Origin of the sequence: Paraburkholderia sp. 31.1, assembly GCF_014397645.1 — a bacterium.
GTDB lineage: Bacteria > Pseudomonadota > Gammaproteobacteria > Burkholderiales > Burkholderiaceae > Paraburkholderia > Paraburkholderia tuberum.
Window position 1 is genome coordinate 1 of record NZ_VZQN01000054.1, and the last position, 14,158, is coordinate 14,158.

General features: G+C 61.5%; 15 protein-coding genes. 2 read left to right on the forward strand and 13 right to left on the reverse strand.

The window, feature by feature from the left end; all coding sequences use genetic code 11:
- Positions 1-143: 143 nt before the first annotated feature.
- From F6X37_RS30875 to F6X37_RS37715, 4 genes are all read right to left on the reverse strand, one after another.
- The gene (locus F6X37_RS30875) at positions 144-353 is read right to left on the reverse strand and encodes a hypothetical protein (RefSeq protein WP_187613932.1); all 210 of its coding nucleotides are present in this window, start codon (positions 351-353) and stop codon (positions 144-146) included.
- Between the two features lie 547 nt (positions 354-900).
- Positions 901-1,269 carry a hypothetical protein gene (locus F6X37_RS30880; protein WP_184060614.1) on the reverse strand — a complete coding sequence of 123 codons (369 nt, stop codon included), beginning with the start codon at positions 1,267-1,269 and terminating at the stop codon, positions 901-903.
- 18 nt (positions 1,270-1,287) lie between these two features.
- Positions 1,288-1,485 carry a hypothetical protein gene (locus F6X37_RS30885; protein ID WP_184060612.1) on the reverse strand — a complete coding sequence of 66 codons (198 nt, stop codon included), beginning with the start codon at positions 1,483-1,485 and terminating at the stop codon, positions 1,288-1,290.
- Positions 1,486-1,712: 227 nt separating this feature from the next.
- A complete protein-coding gene (locus F6X37_RS37715) occupies positions 1,713-3,614 on the reverse strand; it encodes an OmpA family protein (RefSeq protein WP_187613933.1) in 1,902 nt (633 codons plus the stop codon).
- Between the two features lie 255 nt (positions 3,615-3,869).
- Here F6X37_RS37715 and F6X37_RS30895 point away from each other — a divergent pair, with 255 nt between their 5' ends.
- Both F6X37_RS30895 and F6X37_RS30900 read left to right on the forward strand, forming a co-directional pair.
- Positions 3,870-4,700, forward strand: a complete 831-nt coding sequence (locus F6X37_RS30895) for an OmpA family protein (RefSeq protein WP_262420091.1) — start codon at positions 3,870-3,872, stop codon at positions 4,698-4,700.
- A 138-nt stretch (positions 4,701-4,838) separates the two neighbouring features.
- Positions 4,839-5,282: a VOC family protein gene (locus F6X37_RS30900; RefSeq protein ID WP_187613934.1), complete on the forward strand. Its 444-nt coding sequence runs from the start codon at positions 4,839-4,841 to the stop codon at positions 5,280-5,282.
- Between the two features lie 53 nt (positions 5,283-5,335).
- Here the strand turns inward: F6X37_RS30900 and F6X37_RS30905 are convergent, their stop codons facing one another.
- The 9 genes from F6X37_RS30905 to F6X37_RS30945 form a co-directional block, all read right to left on the reverse strand.
- Positions 5,336-5,713 (reverse strand): BON domain-containing protein, encoded by a 378-nt coding sequence (locus tag F6X37_RS30905; protein WP_187613935.1) that lies wholly within the window; start codon positions 5,711-5,713, stop codon positions 5,336-5,338.
- Between the two features lie 30 nt (positions 5,714-5,743).
- A complete protein-coding gene (locus F6X37_RS30910; RefSeq protein WP_187613936.1) occupies positions 5,744-6,889 on the reverse strand; it encodes a porin in 1,146 nt (381 codons plus the stop codon).
- 138 nt (positions 6,890-7,027) lie between these two features.
- Positions 7,028-8,653: a 3-(methylthio)propionyl-CoA ligase gene (locus tag F6X37_RS30915; protein WP_187613937.1), complete on the reverse strand. Its 1,626-nt coding sequence runs from the start codon at positions 8,651-8,653 to the stop codon at positions 7,028-7,030.
- Between the two features lie 49 nt (positions 8,654-8,702).
- The gene (locus F6X37_RS30920; RefSeq protein ID WP_090810467.1) at positions 8,703-9,059 is read right to left on the reverse strand and encodes a Rieske (2Fe-2S) protein; all 357 of its coding nucleotides are present in this window, start codon (positions 9,057-9,059) and stop codon (positions 8,703-8,705) included.
- A 32-nt stretch (positions 9,060-9,091) separates the two neighbouring features.
- Positions 9,092-9,658 carry an RBBP9/YdeN family alpha/beta hydrolase gene (locus F6X37_RS30925; RefSeq protein WP_187613938.1) on the reverse strand — a complete coding sequence of 189 codons (567 nt, stop codon included), beginning with the start codon at positions 9,656-9,658 and terminating at the stop codon, positions 9,092-9,094.
- Positions 9,659-9,676: 18 nt separating this feature from the next.
- A complete protein-coding gene (locus F6X37_RS30930; RefSeq protein WP_187613939.1) occupies positions 9,677-10,525 on the reverse strand; it encodes a TauD/TfdA dioxygenase family protein in 849 nt (282 codons plus the stop codon).
- Between the two features lie 10 nt (positions 10,526-10,535).
- A complete protein-coding gene (locus tag F6X37_RS30935; RefSeq protein ID WP_187613940.1) occupies positions 10,536-11,516 on the reverse strand; it encodes a quinone oxidoreductase family protein in 981 nt (326 codons plus the stop codon).
- A 107-nt stretch (positions 11,517-11,623) separates the two neighbouring features.
- Complete coding sequence (locus F6X37_RS30940; RefSeq protein ID WP_090809457.1) at positions 11,624-12,946, reverse strand: MFS transporter; 1,323 nt, start codon at positions 12,944-12,946, stop codon at positions 11,624-11,626.
- Between the two features lie 154 nt (positions 12,947-13,100).
- Positions 13,101-14,156 carry a 3-keto-5-aminohexanoate cleavage protein gene (locus F6X37_RS30945; RefSeq protein ID WP_090809455.1) on the reverse strand — a complete coding sequence of 352 codons (1,056 nt, stop codon included), beginning with the start codon at positions 14,154-14,156 and terminating at the stop codon, positions 13,101-13,103.
- Positions 14,157-14,158 lie beyond the last annotated feature (2 nt).

Sequence of the window (14,158 nt, forward strand, 5' to 3'; positions counted from 1 at the left end):
GAAAGAGCGACGGTGAACCGGGTGCCAAGACCATCTGGCGAGGGCTCGATCAGGTACTCGCTGCCGCTGACACGCTACGCGCGCTCCGCGACGGGCTCGGCTAAGGACTTATGTATAACGCTATGAGTTCAACCCGCAACGACCTAATGGACAACCACCGACTTCGGAAATATCAGCGCGAGAATCAAATGGAGAAATCCCCACACGAACAGCAGTGACAGTGAAATCGTCCCGATGCCAAGCAATGCGATCCAGCGCTTGCGAAGACCCGACATGCCTTCAACTTCGTCGGTCCGGCGCGCGAATTTCTTTGCCTCAGGTAGCCCCGGTTGAGTAGTTACTTCGCTTTGCATATATCAGCTTTTCCCGAAGAAAGCGTTTGAACAGCTTTGTGTATGGCACAGTTTGTCGCCGACTGAACGATTAATGCAATGTGCGCGCGACCGAACCGCATCAACTTGCGGACGCATGTACTCTACCGGCGCGGGGCAACCCGGTCTGTCAAGGTTTGTTAAAACTCGAAGGAGAGTTCGAGATGCGAATCGTAGAGAGCTGGCAGAACGACCACGAAGGTGCTTGACGCACGCTAGGACCAGCGCCCTTTTGGTCTCGTCCTGACAAGCGCATACCGGAATGCATCGCCTGACATCAGTGCAACCAGACGCATGATCCTCACCCCTTGCACGCCCGTCACAATCGCAGGTTTTGACGTGAGCCACGCCTCCATCGCTTCGAGTTGCTGATGCAATTCCGATATTGTTTTCGTCTTTAACTCATTCATTACGCGTCGCTCCCGTCGCCGCTAACAATTTCCAGAATCGTATCCAGGCTCTGGCGTGAAAATCTGATCGAATTCGATCAAACGCCGTCTGGCCAGGGAAACGACATCTGTATTTGTTTTCAGGGTGCTGTTACAAGATCGACCACTATCGATGGATAGGCGGTCGACTCCTCCGCCGCCTGTGCCACGTGGAGAAAATTAGCATCGCTGGACGCCCTCCCTTTCCACACATGATCGTTGACTTTCCGGCCTACCAGGTACAGCCGAAAATATGCCCCTAGAATGATCACGCCCATAGCAGTTATTACGAGACCGCCTTTCGCCATGCGTATCTTCTCCAACTGCACACTGGTGAGTCGAACCCCAACGCGTTTCTCGCCGTGGCCGGCCGCGAGCAAAAGCATGTCGTCATCCGCGGCAAGAGACCAATTCGGCGTCTCCGTGCCGAGGCGTAGATAGAGCAGATCCTCTGCAGACCATGCAACCATGCCAGGCACCTTCAGCAATCAAAAAATTTTGTAGTCGTGCGGAGCGGTTTCGCGATTGCGCCGGTCCTCGGCCAACACGCGACGCGCCTCGCGATGGACTGCCAGAATGCCGAACGACAACTCGTCAAGACCGGCAGCTCGCGCGGCCATCTTGAGTGAAGCGTAATCTTCGGGGTGAAGCGAAAGGGTCACTTGGACCTGATGCGGGGTTGCCATGGATAGCTCCAGTTTCGTTCGGTGCTCACAAGGTTCGGGTTAGAACACTCGCAACCGAATGTAACCGGACGCGTACGTGTGGGTTGCCAAGAATTGTGACATCGGCGGCCCTTGTGCGTCTGTCGGGTAGGGCTTGCGATTGATCCATTCCGCGAGGCCCCCGAGTCTGGCCCGAACGTGCCTAACGCTCCCAGCGTGAAACCCGTGCTTTCAGCCAACGCAATCTGTTAGCCAACCGAAGCTTGCGCCAGAACAAACTCGACACGGCGATTCGCAAAGCGACCGCCCGCCGTCGCATTGCTCGCGATCGGCGTCGCTGAGCCATAGCCGCGTGCCGTCAACAGGTCCGGCTTCACCCCCGCCTCGATCAGAAAACCGCGCACCGCGTCCGCACGCTGTTGCGAAAGCAGCAGATTGGCCTGCTCATCGCCAACGTTGTCGGAATATGCCTTGATATCGAGTGCCACGGGATGGCCGTCGTCAGAACATGCCTTAAGCAGTTGTGCGGACTCGGCAAGGTTCTCTTTGGCGGATAAAGGGATATGTCCACTGGATGCAGCGAAGTCCACAACCTGCAAGTTCAGAACTGTTGCGACATCCGGACCTTTGCACGCGTTGCCCGCATCGAGCATCTTCACCATCGTGCTCAGGAACAGCTGCGTGGCGAGATCGACGGCTTTTCCCGCGCTGAACTGACCGATTTCCCAGGACGGACCGAACACATTCTGCAGGCGCTGCTTCCAGCCAAGCGATGCATTCGCCGCCGCCCCGCCTAGCTCGATGTGCTGCGCGTCTATTCCGACTTCGGCGCGCGGCAGGGCCATCAACGACAAGAGCTCATCGATATGCGTCAGCCAGTCAGATGGGCGCAGGCTCGCGTCGACTTTCAGGTCGGCGGCGAAGCGTCCCGCGCCAAATCTTCGGTTCAACACATCGGTAAGTGTTTGCCGCTCCGCATCGCTACTCAGCGTACCCGTCAATGAAGGTACGCCGGCTTCATTGACGCTAAAAGCGATCTTTCCACTTCTCGTGGAAGCGTTCGCCGCCGGATTTGAAGCGGCTTCGGATACAGCATCGGCCGCCGGGGCAGACGCTGCACCTCCCGACGCCGTCATCGGAGCCGCCGCGCATCCCTGCGGTACGGATGAAGCCGCGTCCGGTCGCGCTACGACGCCAGGGACGGCCGACGCGATCGAGGGCGCGACGACGCCACTGGTCAAAACATTCGACGACGCGGTCGCTTCAACACCCGCCCTCTGCCCGAAAAATTGGGCATAGGCGAAAACCCCAAGCAGTATTGCCGTCAACACGGCAAACAGCAGCCATATGCCTCTACGCGAAGACCTCGCTCCGCCGACCGGCGCTGCGACTTCGTGCGCCGCGGCGGGTGCGGAACGTCGAAGTACGTTTTCATCGTCAGCCATCGGTTGCATCATATTGGCCGCTACTGACTCAAGCCTGCCTGCAATCGATCGAGCGAAATTGCCAGCATTTTCAAATCCGATCGATTCGGCGACGCCATCGGTCAAAAGCCTCGATACGACAGGTAATTGACCGCCGAGCAACGCAGGCAGTCCGGCCAACGTTCCTTGCTCAAGCAGAATGTGATGTTTGAGCACGCCGAACATCACCGAACCGACCAACGTGGTCATGACATGAGCGGCCTGAGGCGGTATGCCGGTCTGACGCGAGATCGGATCACTCGCCAGCGCGATACGCGTGCCGGTAGAACGCACGAAGAGCGACTCTCCTATTGTTTCAAGGTCTTTGATACTCGATGAAGCACTACACAGCCGCAGGAATTGCTCTTCGATACGGGCATTCGCTTCTGGCGACATCACAGCGGAGAATACGGCCTTCGCCCCATCGGGCGTCACCGCAGCCGCCATCAGCGAAGCAATCAGCGCAGGGCTGGCGTGGGTCGGAATCCTGCCGAGTATTTCCGACGAAAGGCCGATTTGCTCCGCAAGACACTGCCGGATCGAATCGGAAAATACCGCATCAATTGAGTTGGCAAGATCGATGCTCTTCATTTCTGTTCTCGTGAAATTGCTGCGCTTGAGCGCCTGGGCAAGGCCAGGCGATATTTCGAGCGTAAGGTAAGCACTTTTAGAGAGCCTGTGAAGCACGCTTTAACTCTTTTCTAATAACTGACGTAAATCCGCAAACTTTGACAGAAGTTCAGATTTTGGTCGCGAAGGACAGCAGTTGAGCGTTTCACCAAATCGCCTGCCCGTAAATCTCGTCGGACGGATTTACAAATTGTGGCAATTGCCAGGAATATGCACAGCTACAGTTCACGAACTCACGCGCAGGAGACCAAACAGAGCGTCGCTCTTTGGGTGGCCGCGATTGCACACTGAAAGAGTGTGGACGCACGGTGGTTGGCCGCGTCAATTGCCCACGGCATCAACCGCGACGACGCAACGAAAAACCGACGTGAATTCGTGCAGATGAAGAAAAAGACCAATGAGGCTCAATACTCCATGAAGTTCGACATGACAACGCAATTTGGAGCAGCGCTACTGGTTAGCGTGCTGCTCGCAGGATGTTCCGCCGCATCAGGCCCGACGTTTAGTGCATACTCGGTCAACCTGCCGAATAATGAAAAGGCGTTTCGGGTGGATTGCGATGGACTCATCTCGAGCCAGAACACCTGTTATTCGAAGGCTCGCGAAATCTGCGGCAAGAACCCCGTGCGTCCGATGCAGGAGATTGCGCCGCTTGCGGCCGCTGGAAGTCATCGCGACGTGCGCACGCTGACATTCCAGTGCGGAGCGGCGCCTGTCGCGCAGACAGCTCCGGTCGCAGCCCCTTCACCGATGCCTGCTGCTCCCCCCGTCGCGCGGGTTGCCGCTCCAGCACGCGTGCCGCCTCAGAAGCTGTCGTTGAACGGCGATGCAACTTTCGAACTCAATAAGGCGACGCTCACGACCGAAGCTCGTCTTCGTCTCGACGCGCTGATCAAAACTGCGGCAGGTGCGAGGTTCGACACCGTCATGGTGAATGGCTATACCGACGCGACGGCATCCAGCTCCTACAATCAGAAATTATCGACGCAGCGCGCGCAAAGCGTGGCGCAGTATCTGCAGAGCCACGGATTGAAGGCGCAGCAATTCGTTGTCAACGGACACGGCAGTGCCAATCCCGTTTCGCCGAATACGACGGCAGACGGACGCGCAAAAAACCGGCGCGTGGAGATCGTATTGAACTAAGGCATGAGGCAGACCCCGTCCAGTGCACACGAGATTCACTGGCGGCCTGTTGGCGCGGGCTCCGGCGTCGAAAATGCAAAAAAGCCCTTGGATTGACGCGTTTCTCCGATAATCATCACCAGCAACCAGGAGGTGACGATGAACGCGATCCACGAGCTCTACCCGTATCTGCGCGTGCGCAACGCCGCACGGGCTATCGAGTTCTACGCGCAGGCATTCGGCGGCGTCGAGCAGTTTCGCCTGACCGAGCCAGGCGGCCGCATCGGTCATGCCGAAGTGAAGATCGGTCCCGCGACCGTGATGCTGTCCGATGAATATCCCGAGCACGACATGCTCGGACCGACCGGCGACAGCCGGCCGAGTGTGCTGCTGCATATCCACTGCGACGACGTCGACCAGCTGTTCGCACGAGCGGTTGCAGCGGGCGCAACCGTGGTCCGCCCGCTAACCGATCATTTTTATGGCGAGCGCTCGGCGACCGTGCGCGATCCATTCGGCCACGAATGGATGCTCGGCGCGCAGATCGAAGCGCTCACGCCTGAAGAGATGCAGCGCCGTTACACGGCGCTGTTCGACAGCTAGTGGATTGTTATATTGGGCTCCTCGCGCTTAATCCCCCGATGCGTGAGCTCTTTTTACATCCCGCCGAACGGCTTTTCCACCGTGAGCTTGTTGGTCACCGAAGTCACCCCCGGAACACCCTTCGCGATCTCCGCGACCTGATTGATCTGGGAAGCGTCGGTGACCGTGCCGCTCAGCGTCACCGCACCGCCTTTTGCGATGACGCTTATATTGCCGGCGCTGATCTCCTTATGCTTGCCGATCGCGGCATACACCTGCCGACGCAGCGCGCGATTGGCTTGCCTCGAGCTGACGGGAGCGGCTGCGCTAGCTGACATCGCGGGTGCGCCCGAAGCTGCACTAGCCGTCTGGCCCGACTGCGACCATGCGTTGCTCGACGCGGCCAGAATCAATATGGCAATCGCCAACGCGCGTGCCTGAATGCTTTTCATCGAATACTCCAGTTGTTATAGGCGACGTAATCAGAAGTTATGGCGGATGCCGACCATGGCCGCCGTGGTGGACACGCCAGGCGCAACCGGGGCGCCATAGACGATGGTCTGGTTCATGGTCCCCCTGTTGTTGACATAACCCACCTGCGCGTAAGCCTTGGTGCGCTGGGACAGGTTGTATTCCGCGCCCACGGCGAACTCGCCCGAATGGTTCGCCGAGTTGTTCTTGTCTTTCAGGTAGTAGTACCCGGACGTGATCTTGAAACGCGGATTGAACTGGTAGCCGAGGCCCCCTGAGATCATTTCGAAGTCCGCGGTGTTGGTATGGGCCGGGTTCTTGCCGGCGCCGTACGAGGCCGACACCGAAAATCCGGCGATCGTGTACAACGCACCGAAATAGTAGAAACGGTTGTTCGCAAGCCCGGTCGCGGGGATAGCGGGCGCCGCCGGGTAGGTGATCGGGTACGGGTTGGTATCGTGGCCGTTGTAATACAACGCGGACAGATTCAGACCGTAGTTCGAATACTTGAGCACGGCCGACTCGCGCGTACCGCCCTGGAACTGACCGGCGACGCCGCCCGGCGCGTACTCGAGCGCGAGCGACGCGCCATGGAATTTCGGCGAGTTGTAGACGAGCGCGTTGCTGTCGTACAGCGCGCCGATCGGCGCGTTCGTGCTCGTGCCAGGCCAGCCGGCCGCCTGATTGATGCCCAGCCACGCGGTCAGAACACTGCCGAAATACTGCGCGCCGCGGACGTCGGTTTCCGCCATCGCGTAGATCATCGGAATGATCTGCCGGCCGGCGTCGAAGGTACCGAACGGCCCTGATGCGCCGACCGTCGCGAACTGGTTGAAGATCGCCGTGACGCCCGGGGTGTCGGACAGACCGAACTTGCCGTTCGTGGTGTTGAACGCGCCCTGCAGCTTGAAGTTGATCTTGTAGCCGCCGCCAATGTCTTCGCTTCCCTTCATACCCCAGAAGCTCGAATAGATACCGCCGTCCTTCAGCTGATAAATTTTGCCCGTGTTCGGCGCGTGCGGCAGAAAGGTAGCGGCCGATGTGCTCTGATACAGCAGCCCCGTATCGACTACGCCATAAAGCGTCACTGACGACTGCGCATGAGCCGCGGTGGCGAAAATGGCCAACACGACAGCGCTGCTTGACTTCAACTTCATTGTGTCTCCTTCGCGTACCGGCGGTGGCGCAAAAGCCGATGCTGCGGTCGCTTCAAATGGTTGGTGGTTTTGTGTGCGCCGGGCGTACCCGGTCGCGTTGTTGCGTGAATCGAACTGCGTTGCTGCGAAAGCCGTGCGTCAGGGCAGGTAGTAGTTGCCGAACTGATCGCGTAACTGGTTCTTCAGGACCTTGCCTGTTGCGCCGATAGGCACCGTGTCGACGAACACCACTGCATCGGGAGTCCACCAGCGCGCGACCCGGCCGTTGAAGAAGGACAGCAGTTCGTCGCTGGTCAGCTCGCTGCCCGGCTTTTTCACGACCAGCAGCAGCGGGCGTTCGTCCCACTTAGGATGCCGGGCGGCGATACACACTGCCGTCGAGACTTCCGGATGCAGATAAGCGACGTTTTCGATCGCCGCCGAACTGATCCATTCGCCGCCCGACTTGATCACGTCCTTGCTGCGATCGGTGATCTGCATGAAGCCGTGCCGGTCGATCGTCGCGATGTCGCCGGTCGGAAACCAGCCGTCGCACAATGGCGACTCGACGTCGGCGCCGAAGTACTGCTGCGTGACCCAGTGACCGCGCACCTGCAGATCGCCAGCGCTCTCGCCGCCCCACGGCAATTCATTACCGTTGGAGTCGACGATCCGCATGTCGATGCCGAACAGCGCGCGCCCCTGCTTCGCCTGAACCTTGTACTGATCCTCCATCGGCAGCGACTGCTGATGCGCCTTGAAGCTGCAGACCGTGCCGATCGGGCTCAATTCGGTCATGCCCCACGCGTGCAGTACCTCCACCCGGTGGCGCTTCTGGAACGCCTCGGTCATCGCGGTCGGACACGGCGCGCCGCCGATCACCGTGCGTCGCATCGACGAGAAGGTCCCGCCCATCGCATCGACATGCGTGAGCAGTCCCTGCCACACCGTCGGCACGCCGGCCGACAGCGTCACGTGTTCCGTTTCGATCAGTTCATAGAGCGACTTGCCGTCGAGCGCCGGCCCCGGAAACACCAGCTTCGCGCCGACCATGCAGGCGATATAGGGCAGTCCCCACGCGTTCACATGGAACATCGGCACGACCGGCAGGATCACGTCGCGCGCGGAACAGTTCAGCGAATCGGGCAGCGCCGCCGCGTAGGTGTGCAGCACGGTCGAACGATGGCTATACAGCACGCCCTTCGGATTGCCGGTGGTGCCCGACGTGTAGCACAGCGACGACGCGCTGTTTTCATCGAGCAGCGGCCATTCGAAAACGTCGTCGTGCAACTCGAGCAGATCCTCGTAGCACATCAGCATGCCGCTCAGGTCGTTCGCTTGCGGCATGTGCGCGCGATCGGTCATCGCCACGAATACTTTCGGGCTCTTCACCCGGGGCGCGACGCTCTCGATCAGCGGCAGAAAGGTCAGGTCGAAGAACACGACACGATCTTCCGCATGCTCGATGATGTACGCGAGCTGGTCGACGTGCAGTCGTGGGTTCAGCGTATGCAGCACGGACCCGGAGCCCGACACCGCGAAATAGAGCTCCATGTGGCGATAGCCGTTCCACGCGAGCGTCGCGACGCGCTCGCCCTGGCCGACGCCGAGCGTCGACAGCGCGTTGGCCATACGGCGCGCGCGCTGCGCGAGGTGCCGATACGAATAACGATGGATGTCTCCTTCCACGCGTCGCGACACGATTTCCTGTTCGCCGTGATGGCGCTCCGCGTGCGTGAGCAGCGCGGAAACCAGCAGCGACTGCTGCATCATCAAGCCTTGCATCTTTCCGTCTCCTGATTGGTTGTGGCGTCTCGGGCCCGGCCTACCGGCCTTACGTTGCCGCGCTGCCGGCTCGCGCTTGCGAGGGCGTCGGGTTCGGCGCGTCGAGACTCACCACCACCTTTGAATCCACTATGTCGACCGGGAAGGTCGTCACGCTCAATCCGCCTGTTCCCGCCATGCAGCCCGTGCGCACGTCGAAGCGCAGACCGTGCGCCGGACAGCGCAACATGCAGCCTTCCAGCTGGCCGCTCGACAGCGCGGCCCCGTTGTGCGGACATGTGTTGTCGATGGCGTGAAGCGAGCCTTCGATGTTGAACAGCACGATGCTGCGGCCATCGATGAAGGCCAGCTTGCGCTGGCCCGGCGCGAGCTCGCCGGCAACACCCACCACGATCCGACGCGACATCCCAGACTCCTTCTGATCCGACGCGGGCCGCGTCACATCAGTACCAGGCGGCGAATCAACGTCTCCGCCATCGGCCATTCGCCAAAGCCCGAAGCAGGGTTGAGGTGCCCCACTTCGCCCAGATCGACGAGGCGGCTGCCCCAGTCCTGCGCCATCTCCTGCACCTTCTCGAACCGCGCGAGCGGATCGTTGCGGCTCGCGCCGACGATGCTCGGAAACGGCAGCGGCTTGCGTGGAATCGGCAGCCAGCCGTTCTGCTCGAGCGTATCCAGCTCCGGATAGCCCGCCGGCATCGGCGTCTCGAGGTCCGCGGGCGCCGCGAGCAGCGCAGCGTGAATCTCGCGCTTGTGCTGCGCCGCCCAATGCACGGTGATCATCACGCCAGCGCTATGCGCGACCAGAATGACCGGGCCGTCGATCCGCGCGAGCGTGGCATCGAGCGCCGCGACGCGTGCCGCGCAACTGAGCTTGTCGTGCTCGAGCGGCGGCACCGACAGCGCTTTCGGCAGCCGTTGCTGCAGCAGGGTTTGCCAATGCTCCGCGACGTGGTCACGCAGACCCGGAACCATCAGAATGGTCGGTTTCAATTCGTAATTCATGGGAAGCTACCTGCTAGTTCAGTACGGCTTGTCGCCGACGATGCCGGCGCGTTCCATCTTGCGGTGGCACGGCGGGTAGTCCATCACCGCATAGTGCTGCGTGCTGCGGTTGTCCCAGATCGCGATGCTGTTCTTCTGCCAGCGCCAGCGCACCTGGTACTCGGGGATGTACGCCTGGCTGATCAGATAGCGCAGCAGATCGCCCGCGCCCGGATTCGCGTCCTGCCCGAAGCGCACTCGCTCCGGCGTGTGAAAGTTCGTGAAATGGCTCGTGAAAGCGCTCACGAACAGCACCTTTTCCTCCGTTTCCGGATGCGTGCGCACGACCGGGTGCTCCGCGTCCGGAAATTGCGCCTTCAGCGCGAGACGCTTTTCGATCGGCATCGCGGCACCGAAGCTCGCCTCGATGCTGTGGCGCGCGCGCAGGTCCGCGATCTGAGCCTTCACGTACGCGGGCAGATTCTCGTAGGCGAGGACCATGTTCGCCCACATCGTGTCGCCGCCGACGGGCGGACACTCGACGCAGCGCAGCACGGCACCGAACTGCGGCGCTTCGCGCCAGGTGGCGTCGGCATGCCACGCGTTTTCGTAACGGTCGTTGGGCTGATCGGGGGTCTTGTAGATACGCACGAGGCCCGGATTTTCCGGATCGCTGCCCGCGACCGGATGGTCTTCCAGTTCGCCGAAGCGGCGCGCGAACGCCACGTGTTCGGCACGCGTGATGTCCTGGTCGCGCAGGAACAGCACCCGGTGCTTCAGCAGCGCCGAGCGGATTTGGGCAAACAGGCCATCGTCGTAGACGGCGTGGGCGAGATTCACCCCTATCAGTTCGGCGCCGATCGAGCACGTCAGTTGTTCGACTCGCATGGCTAGCTCCTTAGATGACGAAGATCGACGAACCCGTCGTCTTGCGCGACTCCAGATCACGATGGGCTTGCGCCGCATCTTCGAGCGCATAGCGCTGATTCAGCTCGATCTTGATGCGTCCCGAGGCGATGAGCCCGAAGATTTCGCCGGCAAGCTCGTCCTTCTCGGCCGGGTCGGCGATGTAGTCAGCCAGAGCCGGGCGGGTCAGATAGAGCGAGCCTTTCATAGCCAGCAGTTGCGGATTGAACGGCGGGATCGGGCCGGAGGCCGTGCCGACGCAAACCAGCAGACCGCGGCGCTTCAGCGAATCGAGCGAAGCCTCGAAGGTGTCTTTGCCGACGCTGTCGAACACGACGTTCACGCCGACGCCATCGGTCAGTTCGCGCACGCGCCTGGCGACGTCTTCGTGGCTGTAGTTGATGACGTGGTCGCAGCCGTGCGCGCGGGCCACCTCGCCCTTGGCCTCGTTCGAAACCGTGCCGATCACGGTCAGACCCAGCAGCTTCGCCCATTGCGAAACGATCAGGCCGACACCGCCGGCGGCGGCATGCAGAAGGATCGTGTCGCCCGCCTTGAAGTCGTGAATGCGGCGCATCAGATACGCGCAGGTCAACCCGCGCATGGTCATGCCGGCAGCCGTTTCGCAGTCGATCGCATCGGGCAGCCGGATCAGCGGCGCGGCCGGAATCAGGCGTTCGGTGCTGTACGCGCCGAGCGTGTTGAGGAAGCCTGTGTAAGTCACACGATCGCCCACCGCGACGTTCGTGACGTCCGGACCAACGGCCTCGACCACGCCCGCGGCCTCCACGCCCATCCCCGCGGGCAGCGGGACCGGATACAGGCCGCTGCGAAAGTAGGTGTCGGCGAAATTGAGGCCCACTGCCTGATGGCGCAGGCGAACCTGACCGGGACCGGGGTTGCCCACTTCGACGTCCTCGTAGCGCAGCACGTCGGGACCACCGGTTTCATGAAAGCGAACTGCCTTTGCCATGTTGACTCTCCAATTCTTTACTTGATCTGCACTTTGCAGAATTCGTTGCGCCAGCGGCGCAGTTACAGGTTCGGTGCTCCGCGCCGTCCGCGCGGCACCATGCGAGGTCAGCGTGCCGCCTGCTCGCGCAGCGTGTTCAGCCGATCCAGATCGCCCGAGTAGTTCCGTTTGCCGATCATGAATGCGGCGGCCGCGACGAGCGGTGCGAACGGCACCAGTTGCAACGCGCCCAGCAGTCCGATCCGATCGGCGATGATCCCCGTGAGAACAGCCGCCGGCGCGAGGCCCAGCAGGTTGTTCGCGAGCGTCAGGGTCGCAAACGCCGAGGCGTGAATCGTCGGCGGCGTGAGGTTCGCCACCATCGCACCCGACGGGCCGCTCGCACCGGCGCAGAAGAACATGCCGGCGCCGATCACGACCAGTTGCCATGGCCCCGCGGGCATCCGCAAGCCAATCGCGAGCAGAACGAAACAGGCGAGGCAGAAGGCGATTGCGGCGCTCCACTTGCGTTCCCGCATGTTCTTGCTGAGCCGGTCGGCGAGGTTTCCGCACACCACCATGCCCACCCCGGTCACCAGCACGAACACCGCCGCGCACATCGCAGCCTTGCCGGTGGCCATGCCGTAGTAACGATTCAGGAAGCTCGGCATCCATGCCCACACAGCGGCAGGAACCAGCAGATGGAGGCCGCTGCCCACATAGGCGCACACCACGGACTTCGTCGAAAACAAGCCCTTCATCAGCGCGCGCAGGCTCATGCACATGCCGCGCGATTGCGCCTGCCTCGTCACGCTCGCCGGCTGCAGCGGCACGAGACGCTTTTCGGTGACGACGAGGCGGTAGATCACGACCAGCACGACCCCCATCGCCGCCATGGCGCCGAATGCCGAACGCCAGCCGAGGTGAGCCGCCACCGCGCCGCCGAGCGCCATGCCCAGCACCGAGCCGAACGCGCCGCCCGCCATGAAGGTGCCGGTCAGCGTGGAGCGCAGCCGGACCGGAAAGATGCTCAGAACAACTGCGATACCGACACTGCCATAGGCCGCTTCGCCGATTCCGACAAAGGCACGCGCCAGCAGCAACTGCCCATAGTTCGCCGAGATCGCGCAGCCCACCGTCGCGAGACTCCACATCGCCGCCATCAGCACGATGCTCTTCACGCGGCCCCAGCGGTCGGCCAGAACCGACAGCGGGAACGTGAGCACACCGACCATCAGCGCGACCACGCTGCTGAGCGAACCCAGCTGCGCGTCGGACAGATGCCATGCCGCCTTGAGCGGCGGAAACACGGCATTCAACACTTGCCGCGACATATAGTCGGAAAGCAGCAATCCGACCGTCAACGCAAACACCACCCACGCATAAGCGCGCACGTCCGTCTGAGCTGCCGAAACTTCGCCCGTCGTGGGCGCTGCATGCTGAACGAGCATATTTTGTCTCCTTCCACGCTGACTCCCTGGCGGCCGCCTTGCCCGCATGGGCCGACGACTGTTATGGATTCAGCTATCTGCTCCCCGCTATGCACCGGAAGCGTTAGCCATGAAGCCCGGCCTCGGCCAATGCGCCGGCCCGGGCTCCTGGTGATCACGCCGCGCGAAGCGGCAGGTTCCTGACACCGGCCTGGCGGTTCGGCGCCATGCCGTTGGCGACCAGCGTCTCTTCGACCGTCTCGTACTGCACACCAATACGATAGATCTCGCGCGCTTCTTTGCCAGTGGCAATTTCGCGTCCCAGTTCGCGCGCGACGCGCACGCACTGCTCGATCTGCTGCACCGACGTGAAGCGCTTGCCGTGCTGATCGATGATCGTGTCCTCGATGCCGCAGCGCGGATGCAGGCCCATCGACATCGCCATCATGTTGAACGGCAGCACGTTCTTCAGCAGCGACTCGGCGGTGAGCGTGCAGCCATCCGGCGCGCGATGCACGAAGTTGAAGAAGTTGAATGGATTGGGGCCGTCGAAGCCGCCACCGATACCGATCCACGTCAGGTTCAGCGGGCCCTTGTAGACGCCCTTGCGCACGAGGCGCTCGAGCGTTTCGAGCGCGTGGATGCCGGTGAGCTGGAAGTGCGGCTGGATGCCCGAAGCCTGCAGGCGCCGCAGGTGTTCCTCGACCCAGGCGGGGCCAGCCGGAACCGTCATTTCACTATAGGCGGCCATGAACCCGGGGTTGGAAAGCGAGGTGCCTGCCAGATACTCCGGATAGAGCAGCTCCATGATGTTCATCTGCGTGGTGTTGATCGCGACCGTCACCTGATCGGGCTTCGGATCGAGATCGGCCAGCATATGGCGCGTGTCGTCGGACAGCCACTTCGCGGCTTGTCCGTCGTCTTCCGGTGCAAACGAGATCGAGCCACCGACCTGAATGATCATGTCGGGCACTGCCGCGCGCACACCCGCGATCAGTTCGTTGAACTTCGACAGGCGCTTCGAGCCCTTGCCGTCCAGTTCACGCACGTGCAGGTGCAATACCGTGGCGCCGGCGTTGTAGCAGTCGACGGCCTTCTGGATCTGCTCGTCCATCGTCACGGGGATGTCTTCCGGGAAGTCCTCCGGCATCCATTCCGGGCCGTAAGGGGCGGTGGTGATGACTACCTTGTCCTGATTCTCAGGGTGCAACGAATCGTCGAGAAATTGCATTT